This window comes from Nonomuraea sp. NPDC005650 (assembly GCF_040605375.1).
Lineage (GTDB): Bacteria > Actinomycetota > Actinomycetes > Streptosporangiales > Streptosporangiaceae > Nonomuraea.
On sequence record NZ_JBEXCR010000035.1, the window covers coordinates 82,124 to 99,818 of the forward strand.

Annotated in this window: 14 protein-coding genes and 1 pseudogene; 11 read left to right on the top strand and 4 right to left on the bottom strand. The window is 70.4% G+C overall.

Features of this window, described 5'->3' with window-relative positions; all coding sequences use genetic code 11:
* Position 1: 1 nt before the first annotated feature.
* The 6 genes from sufU to ABZS69_RS45865 all read left to right on the top strand — a co-directional run bounded on the left by sufU (position 2) and on the right by ABZS69_RS45865 (position 8,772).
* Complete coding sequence (gene sufU, locus ABZS69_RS45840) at positions 2 to 439, top strand: Fe-S cluster assembly sulfur transfer protein SufU (protein WP_350740058.1); 438 nt, start codon at positions 2 to 4, stop codon at positions 437 to 439.
* Positions 436 to 795 carry a metal-sulfur cluster assembly factor gene (locus ABZS69_RS45845; protein ID WP_355384445.1) on the top strand — a complete coding sequence of 120 codons (360 nt, stop codon included), beginning with the start codon at positions 436 to 438 and terminating at the stop codon, positions 793 to 795. Before sufU ends, ABZS69_RS45845 begins: the two co-directional genes overlap by 4 nt.
* Positions 796 to 1,103: 308 nt before the next feature.
* The gene (locus ABZS69_RS45850; RefSeq protein ID WP_355384448.1) at positions 1,104 to 2,960 is read left to right on the top strand and encodes a DEAD/DEAH box helicase; all 1,857 of its coding nucleotides are present in this window, start codon (positions 1,104 to 1,106) and stop codon (positions 2,958 to 2,960) included.
* Between the two features lie 129 nt (positions 2,961 to 3,089).
* Positions 3,090 to 4,112: a LacI family DNA-binding transcriptional regulator gene (locus ABZS69_RS45855; protein ID WP_355384451.1), complete on the top strand. Its 1,023-nt coding sequence runs from the start codon at positions 3,090 to 3,092 to the stop codon at positions 4,110 to 4,112.
* Positions 4,113 to 4,200: 88 nt separating this feature from the next.
* Positions 4,201 to 6,726, top strand: a complete 2,526-nt coding sequence (locus ABZS69_RS45860; RefSeq protein WP_355384454.1) for a glycoside hydrolase family 2 protein — start codon at positions 4,201 to 4,203, stop codon at positions 6,724 to 6,726.
* Between the two features lie 465 nt (positions 6,727 to 7,191).
* Positions 7,192 to 8,772, top strand: a complete 1,581-nt coding sequence (locus ABZS69_RS45865) for an IS200/IS605 family accessory protein TnpB-related protein (RefSeq protein WP_355384457.1) — start codon at positions 7,192 to 7,194, stop codon at positions 8,770 to 8,772.
* A 55-nt stretch (positions 8,773 to 8,827) separates the two neighbouring features.
* Here the strand turns inward: ABZS69_RS45865 and ABZS69_RS45870 are convergent, their stop codons facing one another.
* From ABZS69_RS45870 to ABZS69_RS45885, 4 genes are all read right to left on the bottom strand, one after another.
* Complete coding sequence (locus ABZS69_RS45870; RefSeq protein ID WP_355384460.1) at positions 8,828 to 9,787, bottom strand: carbohydrate ABC transporter permease; 960 nt, start codon at positions 9,785 to 9,787, stop codon at positions 8,828 to 8,830.
* Entirely contained in the window at positions 9,787 to 10,698 is a 912-nt protein-coding gene (locus ABZS69_RS45875; protein WP_355384463.1) for a sugar ABC transporter permease, read from the bottom strand. The genes ABZS69_RS45870 and ABZS69_RS45875 overlap by 1 nt, the downstream gene beginning before the upstream one ends.
* A 79-nt stretch (positions 10,699 to 10,777) precedes the next feature.
* Positions 10,778 to 11,998: an extracellular solute-binding protein gene (locus ABZS69_RS45880; protein WP_355384466.1), complete on the bottom strand. Its 1,221-nt coding sequence runs from the start codon at positions 11,996 to 11,998 to the stop codon at positions 10,778 to 10,780.
* Between the two features lie 229 nt (positions 11,999 to 12,227).
* The gene (locus ABZS69_RS45885) at positions 12,228 to 13,268 is read right to left on the bottom strand and encodes a LacI family DNA-binding transcriptional regulator (protein WP_355384469.1); all 1,041 of its coding nucleotides are present in this window, start codon (positions 13,266 to 13,268) and stop codon (positions 12,228 to 12,230) included.
* A 164-nt stretch (positions 13,269 to 13,432) separates the two neighbouring features.
* Between ABZS69_RS45885 and ABZS69_RS45890 the strand changes: the two are divergent.
* From ABZS69_RS45890 to ABZS69_RS45910, 5 genes and pseudogenes are all read left to right on the top strand, one after another.
* A pseudogene (locus tag ABZS69_RS45890) lies at positions 13,433 to 14,470 on the top strand (acetylxylan esterase).
* 124 nt (positions 14,471 to 14,594) lie between these two features.
* Complete coding sequence (locus tag ABZS69_RS45895; RefSeq protein WP_192785690.1) at positions 14,595 to 14,858, top strand: phosphoribosyl-ATP diphosphatase; 264 nt, start codon at positions 14,595 to 14,597, stop codon at positions 14,856 to 14,858.
* Positions 14,859 to 14,922: 64 nt separating this feature from the next.
* Positions 14,923 to 15,768, top strand: coding sequence for an ATP phosphoribosyltransferase (hisG, locus tag ABZS69_RS45900; protein WP_355384472.1), 846 nt, complete (start codon positions 14,923 to 14,925; stop codon positions 15,766 to 15,768).
* A gap of 92 nt (positions 15,769 to 15,860) precedes the next feature.
* Entirely contained in the window at positions 15,861 to 16,745 is an 885-nt protein-coding gene (locus ABZS69_RS45905) for an ABC transporter ATP-binding protein (protein ID WP_355384475.1), read from the top strand.
* Positions 16,745 to 17,479, top strand: a complete 735-nt coding sequence (locus tag ABZS69_RS45910) for an ABC transporter permease (protein ID WP_355384478.1) — start codon at positions 16,745 to 16,747, stop codon at positions 17,477 to 17,479. The genes ABZS69_RS45905 and ABZS69_RS45910 overlap by 1 nt, the downstream gene beginning before the upstream one ends.
* Positions 17,480 to 17,695: the final 216 nt, after the last annotated feature.

Below are 17,695 nucleotides of genomic sequence, written 5' to 3' on the forward strand. Positions count from 1 at the left end.
CATGATCGGCGAGTCGATGTACCAGGAGCTGATCCTGGAGCACTACAAGCACCCGCAGGGGCGGGGGCTGCGCGAGCCGTACGACGCCGAGGTTCACCACGTGAACCCCACGTGCGGCGACGAGATCACGCTCAGGGTGAAGGTGGGCGACGGGGGCAAGGTCCTGGACGTCTCCTACGACGGGCAGGGCTGTTCGATCAGCCAGGCCGCCGCCTCGGTGCTGCACGAGCTCGCCACTGGCTCGACGGTCGAGGAGACGCTCTCCGTGGTCGACGAGTTCACCAGGCTCATGCAGGGCAGGGGACAGGTCGAGGCCGACGAGGAAGTGCTCGGCGACGCGGTCGCGTTCGCGGGCGTGGCCAAGTTCCCGGCGCGCGTCAAGTGCGCGCTGCTCTCGTGGATGGCCTACAAGGATGCGGTAGTGAGGAGTGCCCGATGAGCAAGCCGGTGGAGACTCCGACCGACTTCGACGGTGAGACCACCGCCGAAGAGGTCATGGAGGCGCTCAAGGACGTCGTGGACCCCGAGCTCGGCATCAATGTGGTCGACCTGGGCCTCATCTACGGGCTCAACCTCGACCCGGCCGACGGCGCGCGGCCCGTGGCCACCATCGACATGACTCTGACCAGCGCGGCCTGCCCGCTGACCGACGTCATCGAGGACCAGGCCCACTCGGCGCTCGACGGCATGGTGTCCGACGTGAAGATCAACTGGGTCTGGCTGCCGCCGTGGGGCCCGGACAAGATCACCGACGAGGGGCGCGAGCAGCTCCGTATGCTAGGATTTAATGTCTGATCTTTTTGCTGTTACGGCTGACGTTCACTCGTCAGCCGTTTCAGCGTGCCATAGAGGGTTACGGAAATACCGGGCCTGTCCGGGGAATTTCAGATAACATCCCGGCGTTGGTAACAAACGCACCTGACGTCTCATCGCGCGTCTCGCATCGCCTGCGGCCGGTGCCCGGTGTGTTACCCCCTTAAATGATTTGACCCGCCCGTACGGCGGGTGACCAGAACCCCTGTGCGGCGTGCGCCGCACGTCCCGGCTCGTCCTTTCGCAGAAGTGACGTGCCACTTCGACGGAAAGGCACGACTTTCGTGACCATGCTTGACGCTGTCATGCCCGCATTCGACGAGAACGCCGGTCCGGCGGACTCCGCCCCGGAGAGAGACGCCGAGGTTCGGCCGTCCGAGTTCGAGCTGCTGGGCCTGCCCAAGCCGCTCATCACCGGGCTGGCCAAGCAGGGCATCGACAGCCCGTTCCCCATTCAGAGCGCGACCATTCCCGACGTGCTCGCCGGCAACGACGTGCTCGGCCGCGGCCAGACCGGCTCCGGCAAGACGCTCGCGTTCGGCCTGCCCACCATGGCCCGCATCGCCGGTGTGAAGCCGGCCCCCGGCCACCCGCGCGCGATGATCCTCGTGCCCACCCGTGAGCTCGCCCTCCAGGTGCACGACGCCTTGGAGCCGCTGGGCCGCGGCCTCGGGCTGCGGATGAAGGTCGTCGTCGGCGGCATGTCCATGGGCAAGCAGATCGAGGCGCTGCGGCGCGGCGTTGACGTCGTCATCGCCACGCCCGGCCGGCTCGGCGACCTCATCCGGCAGGGCGAGTGCTCGCTCGGCGACGTCGAGGTCAGCGTCCTGGACGAGGCCGACCACATGTGCGACCTCGGCTTCTTCCCCGTCGTCACCGACCTGCTCGCGCAGACCCCGACCGACGGGCAGCGGCTGCTGTTCTCCGCCACGCTCGACGGCGACGTCGACAAGCTGGTGCAGCGCTTCCTCAAGAACCCGATCACCCACTCCGTGGCGCCCGCGACCTCGCCGGTCGACACCATGGAGCACCACGTGATGCAGGTCACGCGCGACGAGAAGTTCGACGTCATCGCCGAGATCGCCAACCGCGAGGGCCGTACGATCGTCTTCGTCCGCACCCAGCACGGCGTCGACCGGCTCTGCAAGCAGCTGGCCAGGGTCGGCGTCAAGTCGGGCGGCCTGCACGGCGGCAAGCGCCAGAACCAGCGCACCCGCATCCTCGCCGAGTTCCGCGAGGGCGCCGTCAACGTGCTCGTCTGCACCGACGTCGCGGCGCGCGGCATCCACGTCGACAACATCAGCCTGGTGCTGCACGTGGACCCGCCGCAGGATCACAAGAGCTACCTGCACCGGGGCGGGCGCACCGCCCGCGCCGGCGAGAAGGGCACCGTGGTCACGCTGGTGCTGCCCAGCGAGCGCCGCTCCACCGACGCGCTCACCCGGCGGGCCGGCATCCACCCGTTCCGCCTGAAGGCCACGCCCGGTCACCCGCGGGTGGCCGAGGTGACCGGCGCCCGCACGCCGAGCGGCGAGCCCATCCCGGTCTGGGAGCCGGACGTCCGCAAGCCCCTGCGGCCCCGCCGCGAGGGTGGCGGCCAGGGTGGCGAGCGGCGCAACGGCCGCCGCCAGCGCCGCGACTTCGACGGCGACCGCCGCCCCCGGCGGCACGAGGACGGCGAGCGTTCCTTCGGCTCGGGTGACGACCGTCGTCCGCGCCGCCACGAGGACGGCGAGCGGCCGTTCAACTCGGGCAACTCGGGCGAGGACCGCCGTCCGCGGCGGCACTCCGATGGTGAGCGGCCGTTCGGGCGCTCGCAGGAGCCGCGTACCTTCGGGGACGACCGGCGCCGTGACGGCGGGCCGCGCGGCGGCTACCGCTCCGACGACCGCCCGGTCCGCCAGGACGACCGCGGCGGCCAGCGCGGTGGCGGCGGCGGCTACCGCTCGGAGGACCGCGGCGGGCGTTACGCCTCCGACCGCAGCCGTCCGTTCTCGGCCGACCGTGACCGCGGCGGCTACCGCTCCGACGAGCGCGCCCCGCGCGACGGTTACCGCTCCGGCGGTGGCCGCTCGGACGAGCGCAGCGGCAACGGCGGCGGTGGCGGTGGCTACCGCCGCAACTCGGGCCGCCGCTTCGAGCGCTGACCCAAGGCTCCTTCGCCGCTTCATCGCCGACCCGCCCGTCGCGTCCCGCAAGGGATGCGGCGGGCGGTGTCATTTGCGTAGAGTCGCGCTTGCGAGATATATGAACCGGTAAATCCCAAGGGGCGGCCGATGAAGCGACCCACGATCGACGACATCGCGCGCAGGGCCGGCGTCTCGAAAGGGGCCGTGTCGTTCGCGCTGAACGGCCGTCCCGGCGTCTCCAGCGAGACGCGCCGCCGCATCCAGGCCATCGCCGCCGAGCTGGGCTGGCAGCCCAACAGCCTGGCACGGGCCCTGTTCGACGGTAGGCCCGACGTGCTGGGCCTGGTCGTGGACCGCCCGGCGCGCACGCTGGGGCTGGAGCCGTTCTTCATGCAGCTGATCTCCGGCATCGAGGCCACGCTGTCGGCGGCCTCCGTCGGGCTGCTGCTGCAGATGACCGAGGACCACGAGGCCGAGATCTCGATCTACCGGAAATGGTGGGCCCAGCACCGCGTCGCCGGGGTGTTCGTCGTGGACCTGCGGGCCGAGGACGCCCGGATCGCCGTGCTGGAGGAGCTGCGGCTGCCCGCCGTGGTCATCGGCGGCCCCGGCGGGACCGGGCGGCTGCCCGCCGTCTGGATCGACGACGGCGGCGCGCTCTCCACCGTGATCGAGCACCTGGCCGGGCTGGGGCACCGCAGGATCGCCAGGGTCGCGGGCCCCGAGGAGCTCATGCACACCCGCGTCAGGACCGCCGCCATGCGGGCGACCGCCGCAGAGCTGGGCGTCGAGAGCGTCACCGTGTACGCCGACTACAGCGGCGAGGGCGGCGAGCGCGCCACGCTCGACCTCCTGCGCGGGCCCGGCAGGCCGACCGCCATCGTCTACGACAACGACGTGATGGCGGTCGCGGGCACCGCCGCCGCCCGCGAGGCCGGGATCTCGGTGCCCGGCGAGCTGTCCGTCGTGGCCTGGGACGACTCCGCCCTGTGCCTGCTGGCCAGGCCGCACCTGACGGCGGTCAGCAGGGACATCGCCGCCTACGGCGCCCACGCCGCCCGGGCCCTGCTCGATCTGGTCCAGGGCCGCGAGGTGGCTGACACGCGACAGGCCAACCCGCGCATGGTCAGCAGAGGCAGCACCGCCCCAGTACGTGAGCACGCTTCATGAACCCGTTCAGTCACCGCAGGGAAAGATTGAAACTAAACGGGTTTAGTGATGCGATGACAATTCCCCGCTGCTCGAGCCCGGAGGGTTGATGAGCCCGTTCCGCCCCCTTCATGAAGCCTGGACCGTCCGCTCCGCGAGCGGCGACGTGCCGGCCCCGGTGCCGGCCGCAGTGACGGCCGCAGTGACGGCCGCAGTGACGGCCACAGTGCCGGCCACAGTCCCCGGGTGCGTGCACACCGACCTGCTCGCCGCGGGGCTGATTCCCGATCCCTACCTCGACGACAACGAGACGCGCCTGGCCTGGATCGGGCGCACCGAGTGGCGTTACGAGACGGAGTTCTCGTGGGACGGCACCGGGCACGAGCACGTCGACCTCGTCTGCCAGGGGCTCGACACGGTGGCCGCCGTCGAGCTCAACGGCGTGCGGGTGGGCGAGTCCGCGAACATGCACCGCTCGTACCGCTTCGACGTCCGCCACGCGCTGCGGAGCGGGAGCAACCGGCTGACGGTCACGTTCGGGTCGGCGCTCGAATACGCCGAGCGGCTGCGGGAGGAGCTCGGCGACCGGCCGGGCGCCTACACCCAGCCCTACAACTTCATCAGGAAGATGGCCTGCAACTTCGGCTGGGACTGGGGCCCGACGCTGGTCACGGCGGGCATCTGGCGGCCGATCGGGCTGCACGAGTGGAGCGGGGCCAGGATCGCCGAGGTCCGGCCGCTGGTCACCGTCGAGGACGGGACGGCCAGGGTGGACGTCCACGTCCGGGTCGAGAAGACGGGCGCCGCCGAGGTCACGGCGGCGATCAAGGGGGTGACGGCCCGCGCCGTGATCCCCGGGGACGGCGACGAGGCCGTGCTCACGCTGGAGGTGCCCGACCCGGAGCTGTGGTGGCCGAGAGGGTACGGCGAACAGCCGCTGTACGAGCTGGAGGTGACCGCCGGAGAGGACGTGTGGCGCCGCGAGATCGGGCTGCGCGAGGTGCGGCTGCGTACCGACGACGGCGCCTTCACCCTGGCCGTCAACGGGGTCGAGGTGTTCGTCAGAGGGGTGAACTGGATCCCCGACGACTGCTTCCCCACCCGGGTCGGCCGCGACCGCTACGCCGCCCGGCTCGCCCAGGCCTGCGAGACGAACGTCAACCTCATCCGCGTGTGGGGCGGCGGCCTGTACGAGAGCGAGGACTTCTACGACCTGTGCGACCGGCTCGGGCTGATGGTCTGGCAGGACTTCCCGTTCGCCTGCGCCGCCTACCCCGAGGAGGACCCGATCGGGGCCGAGGTGGAGGCCGAGGCGCGCGAGCAGGTCGCCAGGCTGAGCCCGCACCCGAGCCTGGTCCTGTGGTGCGGCAACAACGAGAACATCGAGGGCTATGCCGACTGGGGCTGGCAGGAGCGGCTGCAGGGGCGCAGCTGGGGCGGCGGCTTCTACCTGGAGACGCTGCCGCGCGTCGTGGCCGAGCTGGACCCGACCCGCCCGTACTGGCCGGGCAGCCCCTACTCGGGCGCCATGGACCTGCCGCCCAACGACCCGGCCCGCGGCACCATGCACATCTGGGACGTGTGGAACGAACGCGACTACACCGTCTACCGCGACTATCGGCCCCGCATGGCCGCCGAGTTCGGCTTCCAGGGGCCCGCCGCGTACGCCACGATCCGCCGGGCGATCAGCGACGAGCCGCTGCTGCCCGACTCCCGGGGCCTGCTGCACCACCAGAAGGCCGTCGACGGCAACCTCAAGCTGGCCGCCGGGCTCAAGCCGCACTTCCCGGTCCCCGAGAGCTTCGACGACTGGCACTACCTCACCCAGGTCAACCAGGCCCGCGCGATCCAGCTCGGGGTGGAGCACTTCAGGGCCCTGTGGCCGCACTGCGCGGGCAGCGTGGTGTGGCAGCTCAACGACTGCTGGCCGGTCACCTCGTGGTCGGCCGTGGACGGGGACGGCCGGCGCAAGCCGCTGTTCCACGCGCTGCGCAGGGCGTACGCCGAGCGGCTGCTGACCGTGCAGCCGCGCGACGGCGGCCTGGCGCTGGTCGCCGTCAACGACACCGCGCTGCCGTGGCGGGCGCCGGCGCGGGCCGTACGGCACGGCTTCGACGGCGCCGCGCTCGCGGCGCAGGACCTTGAGCTGGACGTGCCGCCGCGGGCGGTCGTCACCCTGCCGCTGGCCGCACCGGTCGCCGAGCCGGGCGAGGCGGCCGGCGAGCTGATCGTCGCCGGAATCACCGAGCCGGGCGAGCCAGCGGGCGAGCCGGCGGGCGAGCCGGCGGGCGAGCCGGTCGCCGCTGCGGTCAGCGGGCCGGGCGAGGCGGCCGTGGGCCGGGCGTGGTGGTTCTTCGCGCCCGACCGGGACCTGCGCCTGCCCGAGCCGCGTTACGACACGGCGGCCGAGGCCGTCCCCGGCGGGCTCCGGCTGACGGTCACCGCGCGCACGCTCCTGCGCGACCTGGCCGTCTTCCCCGACCGGCTGGACCCGGACGCGCAGGCCGACGACCAGCTCGTCACGCTGCTGCCGGGCGAGCGGGCCGAGTTCCTGATCGCTACGGCGGGCCTGGACGAACGGGCCCTGGTCCGCGCGCCGGTGCTGCGCTGCGTCAACGAGGTGGTGGTCCGATGAGACGTTATCGGGTTGGAAGCCCCTGAGGCGGTCATCGAAATCCGGTCTCTCCAGGCGCCGCCCTCCTGATCTCGACAGCAGGATTGCGCCTGGCGCCGTGGCTGCGGCAACGGCGCTGAGCCGGTGGCCGCCGCGCTCGCATCCGAACATATCGGCTGCTGATCATCCTGCTCGGCGGCCACGCTTGCCGCAGGCAAGGGCGGCCTCGCCGAGGCGGGGTCGTGAGTGGCTGGCACTCCGGGTATCGCTCACATGTTCTACCCAACAGCGGCGAATTTCGGTAGCCTATTAATCACTCAGAGCGATGACCTGGTGAGGGGCAAGCCTGTACGTACCGGCTCGCTGCTGATCTTGTGTGCTCCTAGTGGGGCGGGCAACTCCGCGAAGGGTGGTGGGGTGGGCGGGAGTGGGAGGGCAGGGAAGGGGCTGCGGCCGATCGCGGCGCCATTCACCGTGGCCGCCCCTGTGGGGGCGCGGATTCGGGACCGTCTGCGGCTGTCTGTCGGCGATATCGAGGTGCTTACCGCCGTAGGCGGTCATCTTGGCGGCCATGCTCGTGCTGATCTGGCCGAGCGCATCCGCATCGGCGACGTCACAGCCGCGCAAAACCGGCGCGCGGAGCGGAAGAAGAGGCTCACCGCAGTGGCGTCGTCGCGGTGGGCCGGGGCGATGACCCGCACATCGGAGGATCAGTACCGGCTCTCGCTGCGCTCCCTGCGCGACCAGCGAGCAGTCCTGCGCCATGCCATCGCCGCGATCCGCAGACGGCTGGCTGTGGGGTGCGGGCAGCGTCGGGGGCGGGTACGTGGGTACGCCGATCAGGAGGAGCGGTGGCACAAGCAGCGCCGGCTGCAGGTGCTCACCGCCCGGCTGGCACGCGTAGAGTACCGCATCGAGCAAGGCCGCCCGGCGATCGTGGTCGGCGGCCGACGGCTGGTCAAGGCTCGGCATCACCTGGCCGACGCCGAGCTCACTGAGCAGCAGTGGCGTCGGCGGTGGGAGGCGCGGCGGCTGTTTCTGACCGCCGATGGAGAGACCGGAGCGCCGTTCGGCAACTACACCATCACCGTCGACCCGGGCGACGGCTCGGTGACGATCGTGCTGCCGGAACCGCTGCGGCACCTGGCCAACGCCCCCCGGGGCCGCTACCGGCTGGCCGGGAGCGCGCGCTTCCACCACCGCCGCGAGCAGTGGCTGGACCGTGTCCAGGCCCACCGGGCGGTGCGTTATGACATCGTCCAAGACCCGGTGCGGGATCGGTGGTATCTGGACGCTTCCTGGTCCGCCGACACCCCCGCCCTGCCATCCACGGAGCAGTTGGCCGCCTCCGGCGCCCGGTTGCTGGGAGTAGACCTCAACGCCGACCACCTCGCAGTCTGCGTCATCGACGCCTGCGGCAATCCGATCGGCGAGCCCATCACGATCCCCACCGCGCTGACCGGCCCCGCCGCCCAGCGCGACGGCCGCCTGCGGCAGGCGATCAGTGACCTGATCCGGATTGCCCGCCAGCACGGTTGTGCCGGGATCGCGATCGAGAACCTGGGTTTCGACGACGCCCGCAACATCGGCCGGGAGAGCATGGGGCGCGGCCGCCGGGGCAAGGCCTTCCGCCGCACCGTTGCTGGCATGCCCACCGCCCGCTTTCGCGAGCGGCTGCGCGGCATGGCGTGCCACCGTGGCCTGGTCGTGATCGCCGTCGATCCGGCCTACACCTCCAAGTGGGGCGGCCAGAACTGGCACCGCCCCCTGCAACAGCAGGCCAAGCAGAAGCACTGCCACCCGGCATCATGCTGCTGCGGTGGCGATCGCACGACGCGCTTTCGGGCATGCGATACGGCGTCGGCCAGGTGTGACCGTCCGCCACCAGAGGATGGCGGTGCGGAGAGCTACCGGCCAGGCCGTATCGCTTCCGAAAGGGCAAGGGGCCGCGCGCCCGCCCAGGACCGTAGGCACGTCCCACGAGGGCGGCAAGACCTGCCGGGGCCCAGGCGGCCAACTCGCGCAGCTCCCCGCACCCAAGACCGTTCGGGGTGCACCTGGACCTAGATCAGGTCCGGGGCATGGCGATCCGGCTGACGCCGGCGATTTTGCCTAGGAACGGTCAGCCCTTGAGGCCGCTGAGGGCGATGCCGCGGGTGAAGTACTTCTGGAAGATCACGAAGAAGACGATCGTCGGGACCGACGCGATGAGCCCGCCCGCCATGATCGCGCCCTGGTGATCGGGCCCCACGTAGTAGGAGTTGAGCCGGGCCAGCGCGACGGGTATGTTCGCCATCTCGTCGCTCTGGACGATGATGAGCGGCCAGAGGAAGTTGTTCCACTCCGCGAGCACGATGAAGATCGACATCGCGGCGAGCGCCGGCCGCAGCAGCGGCAGCACGATCTTCCACCAGATCCGCCATTCCCCGGCGCCGTCCACCCTGGCCGCCTGGATCAGCTCGTTCGGCAGCGACTGCAGGAACTGCACCAGGAAGAACAGCACGAACGCCTTGGCCAGCGCCGGGACGATGTAGGCGGCGTAGCTGTCCAGCCAGCCCAGGTTCCGCATGATCACGTAGTTCGGGATCAGCGTCGTCTGCCAGGGCACCATCATCGAGGCGATGATCAGCAGGAAGATCGTCCGGCGGCCCTTGATGTCGTGCTTGGAGATCACGTACGCGGCCAGCGAGCAGATCAGCAGCGACCCGACGGTGATGGCGGTGGTGATGACGAGGCTGTTGAGCATGAACCGCCAGAACCCCATGTCCACCTGGTAGCGCTGGAAGATGCCCGCCAGGTGGCCGGGGTTGATCCCCTTCGGGGTCCACTCCGTGTCGTAGAAGTTGGCGACCGTGGGGGACTGCGGCACGAACGACGGCGGTGTCCTGGCCAGCTCCCTCGGCGGCTTGAACACCGTGATGAGCAGCCAGTAGAACGGCGCGATCATCGTCAGCGCCAGCAGGTAGAACGGCAGGCGCAGCAGATGCCCGTTGATCTTCGCGCGCCGGCTGCCGCCTGCCGGGGCCGCGTGCCGGGACGGCTGCGGCGCGGGGGCGATCGTGTCCATCGGGGCGACGGCCATCACAGCTCCTTCATGGCGCGGCCCACGCGCAGGTTGATGAGGCTCAGCACGAAGATGACCAGGAAGAGCACCCAGGCGATCGCCGAGGCGTAGCCCAGCCTGAAGTGGGTGAAGCCCTGGTCGTAGAGGTAGGGGACGATCATCAGGCCCGAGTCGAGCACGCCGCCGATGGTGTTGGCGCCCGACGAGAAGACGATGTAGACGGCCTCGAACACCTGGAAGGCGCCGATCAGGCCGGTCACGACCACGTACGTGGTGACGGGGCGCAGCAGCGGCAGCGTGATGTGGCGGAACCGGTGCCAGGTCGAGGCGCCGTCGATCTTGGCCGCCTCGTAGTACTCCTCGGGGATCGAGCCGAGGCCGGCCACGTACAGCACCATGCCGTAGCCCATACCGCCCCACACCGACATCACGACCAGGATGGGGATCGTCAGCCCCGGCGTGGCCAGCCAGGCGACCGCCTTGCCGCCGAACCAGCCCACGATCGTGTTGGCCAGGCCCACGTCGCTGGGGTACAGGACCCACTTCCACATCAGCATGAGCGCGATGGAGGAGGTCACCGAGGGCAGGAAGAACACCGTGCGCATGATCCGGTGCAGCCAGCTCGTCCCGTTGAAGGCCAGGGCGAGGCCGAGCGACAGCAGCGTGCCGAACACGACCGAGGCCACCACGTACAGGGCCGTGTTGCCCAGCGCGTGGCGGAACCTGGTGTCCGAGGCCAGCTGCCGGAAGTTCTCCAGGCCGGTGAACGCGGCCGGATTGATCCCGTCGAACTTGGTGAAGCTCAGGTAGAGCGAGTTGGCCAGCGGCCAGATCAGAAAGCCCGCGAACAGCGCGAGAAAGGGCAGCAGCATCGCGTACGAGGTGCCGTAGCGGCGCAGCCTGCTGCGCAGGGGGATGGGGGAGGCCATGTCAGACTCCTGGGTCAGACTTCTGGATCGGACTCCTGGATCGGGGCCGGGACCAGCCCGCGCCGGTCCCGGCGGGCGGCTAGCCGGCGTTGCGCTCCATGACCTTGGCGGCCTCCGCCAGCGCGGTCTTGGCGTCCGACTTGCCCAGGATGACCGACTGGAGCTGCTTGGTCACGTCCGGCGCGCTCTCGTCCCAGCCCGGGCAGCCCGGCGCGGCCTTGCCCGTCTTGATCGACGCCTCGAACACCTGAGCCTGCTCGGGAGCGAACACCGAGCCGTTCACGATCTTGTCGGCGCGGGGCGAGATGTAGGAGATGTTCCGCTTCCTGGCCTCGTCCGAGATCGCCGCGATGGCTTCGTCGCTGTACATGAACTTGACGAAGTCCGCGCCCGTCTCCACGTACTTGCTGAAGGAGGTCACGCCGATCGCCCGGCCGCCGATGAACGCGGTCGGCCCGGCGGGCCCCGCCGGGATCGTGGTCATCGCCCACTTGCCCTTCAGCTTCGGCTTGTTGATGTCGATGCCCTTGGCGATCCAGTTGCCCGCGACCACCATCGCGGTGCCGGTGTCGAGCGCGTCGGAGCCCTCGACGGTGGCGGTGGGCGCGCCGTGCTTCTTGTACAGGTCGGCCCAGTACGTCAGCGCCTGCTCGGCCTGCGGGGTGTTGAGCGAGGGTTTGCAGTCGGCGGTGTAGAACGAGCCGCCCGCCTGGTAGAGGTAGTTGAAGTAGCCGATCCAGTCCAGGTTGCCCCAGTCCTGGCTGTAGGGCTTCTTCACGCCGGCGGCCTTGAGCTTGTCGATGGCGGCGGTGAGCTCCTCCCAGGTCTTGGGCGGCTCGACCTTGGCCTTCTCCAGCAGGTCGGTGCGGTAGTACAGGGCGAGGGTCGACATGTCCAGCGGTACGCCGTACACCGAGCCGTCGGGGGAGATGGCCGACTCCCACTGGGCGGGCAGCGCCTGCGCCTTGAGCGAGTCGGCGCCGTACTTGCGCAGGTCCACCATGGCGCCCCTGGTGCCGAACTGGATGGTCCAGGTCATGCCGCCGGAGATGACGTCGGGGCCGTTGCGGCTGGTGGCCGCGGCCAGCAACTTGGCGTACGCGTCGCTCCACGACAGGGTCTGCACCTTGACCGTCACGTTCGGGTGCTTCTGGTGGTAGAGGTCGGCCGCCTTCTGGAAGGTCGCGGTCTCGTCGTCTCCGCCCGTGGACCAGAAGGACAGGGTCACGGGGGCGTTCTGGTCTGCCTGCTTGGTCTCCGTCTGGCCACTCGTGGCGCAGGCCGCGCTGAGGACCGTCAACAGGACCACGCTGCACGCTGCCATCGTTCGTCGCATGGGGCTGTCCGATCTATCGGTCGGATGGGCACCGGGACTCCCCGCGACAGGGCGTGCGGATGTGCGAGGGCATCCCCACGACTGGCGCCCAAAATCAATGGTGTAGGGATCTCACCACTTAAACGGGTAAGTTACAATAGCCAGCCTCGGAGGTTGCTGAAATGTTTCCCCTTATAGCGGCGCTGGCCTGTGGCTACATGGCCCGTGAAACGGTTCGGTCACGGCCCGCGGGGGCGGTGCTCCCCCGGGGCAGCAGGCGCGCCGGCGGCCCCTCCAGGCTCCCCGTCTCCCCGCTTCCGATCAGGCGCAGCAGGGTCTGGGCGGCGTGCGCGCCGCAGGCGGGGATGTCGCGCGTCACCGCCGTCAGCGCCGGCCGCACCACCTGGGAGAGCGGCGAGTCGTCCCAGCCCACGATCGACAGCTCGGTGGGGACGTCCAGGCGCATCTCCTGGGCGACCGACAGGCCCGCCACCGCCATGATGTCGTTGTCGTAGACGATCGCGGTGGGCCTGGACCGGGAGCTGAGCAGCCGCCGGGTCGCGCGGGCGCCCTGCTCGCCGGTGTAGTCGGTGTGGACGACCGGGTGCTCGGTCACCTCCGACCCGGCGCAGATCTCCGCGAACGCCTCGTCCCTGATCCTGGTGTGCAGCAGCGCCGGCAGCCCGGCCACCCGGGCGATGTGCCGGTGCCCGAGGGCCACGAGATACTCGATCACCTCGCGCAGCACGACCACCTCGTCCGACCACACCGCGGGCAGCGAGCCGGCGCCCGAGGGGTGCCCGGTCACCACCGCCGGCATGCCCAGCCGCTCGACCACCGGCACCCGGGGGTCGTCGGCGTGCAGGTCGACCAGGATCGCGCCGTCCACCCGCCCCTCGCCCCACCAGCGCCGGTAGACCGCGATCTCGGTCTCGTGGTCGGGCACCACCTGCAGCATCAGCGCGCACGAGCTGGCCGCCAGCTCGCCCTCGATGCCGCTGATCAGCTCCATGAAGAACGGCTCCACGCCGAGGAAGCGGGCCGGGCGGCACAGGACCAGGCCGATGGCGTCGGCCCTGGCGCCGCTGAGCGAGCGCGCGGCCACGTTGGGCCGCCAGCCGATCTCCTGGGCGATCGCCTGGATGCGCGCCCTGGTCTCGGCGGAGACACCGGGCTGGCCGTTCAGCGCATACGAGACGGCCCCCTTGGACACGCCGGCCCGTCTGGCGATGTCGGCGATCGTTGGCCTCTTCACCCCGTGCTCCTCTCCCTGAAACTTTCACTGAACCGTATCAGCGATAACTACGGCGTTCCTGGCATCATGCGCCCGCCGTCCGTGACCGGATGATCGCGCCGACACGATCGCCGTTACGGTGAGGGCACCCGACATGTCCTCCAGGAGTGCCGATGTTCGTTGACATGCCACTCGCCCAGCTACGCGAATACCTCCCCGAACGCGCCGAGCCCGCCGACTTCGACGCCTTCTGGGACCGCACGCTCGCCGAGGCCCGCACCCACGACCTCGCCCCCGAGTTCACCCCCGTGGCCTCCCCGCTGACCATCGCCGACGTCTTCGACGTCACCTTCGCCGGATTCGGCGGCCATCCGATCAAGGGCTGGCTCCTTCTCCCGCGCCAGGCCGCCGGGCCGGTGCCGTGCGTGGTCGAGTACCAGGGACAATGAGAAACCTGCAAGCAGGCTGCCGCTATGGCCTTGACCGGGCACAGCAGTAGGGCGGCGGCCTGACGAGGCAGGCTTCTCATTGGCGGCTCTTGGCGCGGGCTGCCGATCGACTGGCTGCTCTGGCCCGGCGTCGGCTACGCGGTCTTCGTCATGGACAGCCGGGGCCAGGGCGCCGGCGGGTGGCGGCGCGGCGACACCGCCGACCCCTATCCCGGCTCCGGCCCCACCACGCCCGGCGTCATGACCAGCGGCATCCACGACCCGGACGCCTACTACTACCGGCGCCTCTACACCGACGCGGTGCGCGCGGTCGAGGCCGCCAGGGCGCACCCCATGGTGGGCGCGGTCGCGGTCGGCGGCGCCAGCCAGGGCGGGGCCATCGCGCTGGCCGCCTCGGCGCTGGCGCCCGGCCTCGCCTTTGCCTTCCTGGACGTGCCGTTCATGTGCCACATCCGGCACGCCACGCAGATCACCGCCGAGCACCCGTACGCCGAGATCGCCGCCTACTGCCGGGCGTTCAAGGAGAGGGTGGAGCCCGTCTTCGAGACCCTGGCCTACTTCGACGGCGTCAACTTCGCCGCCCGCGCCGCCACGCCCGCGCTGTTCTCGGTCGGGCTGCAGGACGGGATCACGCCGCCGTCCACGGTGTTCGCCGCCTACAACCACTACGCGGGCGAGAAGGACATCAAGATCTACCCGTACAACGGGCACGAGGGAGGCGAGTCCGCGCACGCCATGGAGCGGATCGCGAGGGCGGGGAAGGCGCTCGGCTGAGAACGCGGCGCCGCCCCCGGACGGCGTTTTGGCGCGGCCGTCTCGCGTGGCGGACGCGGGGCGGCGTCACCCTCTCGCGCAGACTAGGCTTGACAGGCACGCCAGCCAACCCACGAGAGAGACCATGAAGACCTTCGAAGAGCTGTTCGCCGAGCTGTCCGAGAAGGCCAGGACCCGGCCCGAGGGCTCGGGCACCGTGGCCGCCCTCGACGCCGGCGTCCATGCCATCGGCAAGAAGGTCGTCGAGGAGGCCGCCGAGAGCTGGATGGCCGCCGAGCACGAGTCAGACGACAGGGCCGCCGAAGAGATCTCCCAGCTTCTCTACCACGTGCAGGTGCTCATGATCGCCAAGGGCATCGGCCTCGACCAGGTCTACAAGCATCTCTAGGGCGCCCGGCGCCCGCCACCCAGCCCCTGGAGAAGCAACAGCGAGACAGATCGAGGATCCGAACATGCTGCGTCTGGCAGTACCCAACAAGGGCTCGCTCAGCGAGGCGGCCCAGAACATGCTCAAGGAGGCCGGCTACCGGTCCCGCAGGGACAGCAAGGAGCTCGTCGTCGTCGACGAGGCCAACGGCTGCGAGCTGTTCTTCCTGCGTCCCCGCGACATCGCCGTCTACGTCGGCGAAGGCACGCTCGACGTCGGCATCACCGGCCGCGACATGCTGGTCGACTCCGGCGCGCCGGTCGAGGAGGTCATGCCGCTCGGCTTCGGCGCCTCCACCTTCCGCCTGGCCGCCATGGCCGGCACGATGACCTCGGCCGAAGATCTCAACGGCCGCCGCATCGCCACCTCCTACGCCGGCCTGCTCGACAAATACCTCTCCGACCAGGGCGTCGACGCCCGCGTGATCAAGCTCGACGGCGCCGTCGAGACCGCCATCCGGCTCGGCGTGGCCGACGCGGTGGCCGACGTCGTGGAGACCGGCACCACGCTGCGCAACGTCGGCCTGGAGGTGTTCGGCGAGCCGATCATGCGCTCGGAGGCGGTGCTGATCAAGCAGCAGAGCGCGCCCGACACGCCCGCCGTCGGGCAGCTCGTCCGCCGCGTCCAGGGCGTCGTGCACGCCCGCGACTTCGTCATGATGGACTACGACATCCGGGCCGAGCGCATCGAGGAGGCCATCGCGCTCACGCCCGGCATGGAGGGCCCCACGGTCTCGCCGCTGCACCGCGAGGGCTGGGTGGCCGTACGCGTCATGGTCCGCCGCCAGGGCCACCAGCTGGTGATGGACCAGCTGTGGGACATCGGCGCGCGGGCGATCCTGGTCACCGACATCTACGCCTGCCGCGTGTGACGTCCGGCCCGGCGTTGGCCTGACAAATGTCACGGCCAACGCCGGAGGGAACGCACTAACCGCCAGAAGCGCCCGGCCATAGCGTTCTTCCCATGAACGCCATCGTGTTCGACCAGGTCAGCAAGCGCTACGGGGACGTGCTTGCCGTCGACGATCTCTCTCTCGACATCGAGCCCGGCAAGACCGTGGCCCTGCTCGGCCCCAACGGCGCCGGCAAATCCACCTCCATCAACCTGCTGCTCGGCCTGCTCAAGCCCAGCGCGGGCACCGTGACCGTGCACGGCCGCACCCCCGACGAGGCCGTCAGGGCCGGCGAGATGGGCGCCATGCTCCAGAACGGCGCGCTCATCCCCGAACTGTCGGTCAAGGAGCTCATCGACCTCGTACGCCGCCTCTACCCGAACCCGCTCGCCCTGGACGAGATCCTCAAGCTGGCCGACCTGTCCGAGCTCGCGGGCCGGCGGGCGAACAAGCTGTCCGGCGGCCAGTCGCAGCGCGTCAGGTTCGCCCTGGCCGTCGCGGGGGCGCCCAAGATCCTGCTGCTCGACGAGCCGACCGCGGCCATGGACGTGGAATCGAGGCTGCGGTTCTGGGACAGCATGCACGACTACGCCTCCGGCGGCAGGACCGTGCTGTTCGCCACCCACTACCTGGAGGAGGCCGACGAGCACTCCGACCGGGTGATCGTCATCGCCAGGGGCCGGCTGGCCGCCGACGGCACCGCCGCCGAGATCAAGGCCGGGGCCGGCGGCCACACCGTCAGCTTCGCCCTGCGCGAGCAGCCCGCGGCCGGGCTCGACCGGCTGCCCGGGGTGACCGCCGTCGAGGTCGCCCGCGGCGTCGTCACCCTGCACACCTCCGACACCGACGCCACCCTCGCCGCGCTCTACCGGGACACCACCCTCGACGTGCGCGAGCTGAAGCTCTCCAGCGCCGACCTCGAAGCCGCCTTCCTCGCCCTCACCCGGGAGTCCTGATGCTCTACTACGCCAAGACCGAGGCCATGAGGATGCTGCGCAACCGGCGCTACCTGATCTTCGTGGTCGCCTTCCCCGTCTTGCTGTACCTCATCAACGCCAACATCTACGGCAACCAGACCGACGCGGGCGGCGTGAAGTACAGCGTCATCCTGATGGTGTCGATGGCCGCCTACGGGGCGCTGGCCTCGTCCATGATGAGCTCGGCCGTCCCGTGGGCCACCGAGCGGCAGTCCGGCTGGCTGCGCCAGCTCCAGATCACCCCGCTGCCGAACTGGGCGATCATCGTGACCAAGCTGGCCGCCACGATGCTCCTCGTGCTCCCCTCGCTGGTGTTGGTGAGCCTGGCTGCGGTGGTGCAGCAGCACGTGTCGCTGTCGCTCGGCATGTGGGCGGAGCTGCTGCTCGCGCTCTGGCTCGGCGTGCTGCCGTTCGTCGCGCTGGGCCTGGCCATCGGGTCCGTGCTCTCGGCCGACGCCGCCCAGCCGGCCGCGATGATCTGCATGTTCGCGCTGGCGATCGCCGGCGGGCTGTGGTTCCCGCCCGAGGTGCTCGGCGACACCCTGCGCACGGTCGCGGACATCACCCCGTCCTTCCACTACGCCAGGCTGGGCCAGAGCCTCGTCGCCGGCCACGGCCTGCCCCTGACGGACGTCCTGGTGGTGGCCGGATGGGCGGTCGCGCTGGGGAGCGCGGCCGCCTACCTTTACCATCGGGCTACCGTACGGGCTTGACATCCTCCCACAGCCGAAGCCGGGGGATCCCGGCCCTCGCGGGTCGGATCTTCCTGCTTCACAGCCGGCTGCCCGCCGGAGAGAAGGACCCCCCCCTTGAGGTCTTACACCAGCTCCACAGGCGTTTCACCTCTCCGCCAGCCCGGCGGCGAGGGGATCGAGAATCGGATGGGTGACGGCTTGGTTATCGCCGCGTCACGTACTGTAGCGGAACGC

Coding starts and splice junctions, on each gene's coding strand:
- ABZS69_RS45855 (WP_355384451.1), top strand. CDS start 3,090: ATGAAGCGACCCACGATCGACGACATCGCGCGCAGGGCCGGCGTCTCG.
- ABZS69_RS45860 (WP_355384454.1), top strand. CDS start 4,201: ATGAGCCCGTTCCGCCCCCTTCATGAAGCCTGGACCGTCCGCTCCGCG.
- ABZS69_RS45850 (WP_355384448.1), top strand. CDS start 1,104: ATGCTTGACGCTGTCATGCCCGCATTCGACGAGAACGCCGGTCCGGCG.
- ABZS69_RS45895 (WP_192785690.1), top strand. CDS start 14,595: ATGAAGACCTTCGAAGAGCTGTTCGCCGAGCTGTCCGAGAAGGCCAGG.
- ABZS69_RS45875 (WP_355384463.1), bottom strand. CDS start 10,698: ATGGCCTCCCCCATCCCCCTGCGCAGCAGGCTGCGCCGCTACGGCACC.
- ABZS69_RS45905 (WP_355384475.1), top strand. CDS start 15,861: ATGAACGCCATCGTGTTCGACCAGGTCAGCAAGCGCTACGGGGACGTG.
- hisG (WP_355384472.1), top strand. CDS start 14,923: ATGCTGCGTCTGGCAGTACCCAACAAGGGCTCGCTCAGCGAGGCGGCC.
- ABZS69_RS45845 (WP_355384445.1), top strand. CDS start 436: ATGAGCAAGCCGGTGGAGACTCCGACCGACTTCGACGGTGAGACCACC.
- ABZS69_RS45910 (WP_355384478.1), top strand. CDS start 16,745: ATGCTCTACTACGCCAAGACCGAGGCCATGAGGATGCTGCGCAACCGG.
- sufU (WP_350740058.1), top strand. CDS start 2: ATGATCGGCGAGTCGATGTACCAGGAGCTGATCCTGGAGCACTACAAG.
- ABZS69_RS45870 (WP_355384460.1), bottom strand. CDS start 9,787: ATGGCCGTCGCCCCGATGGACACGATCGCCCCCGCGCCGCAGCCGTCC.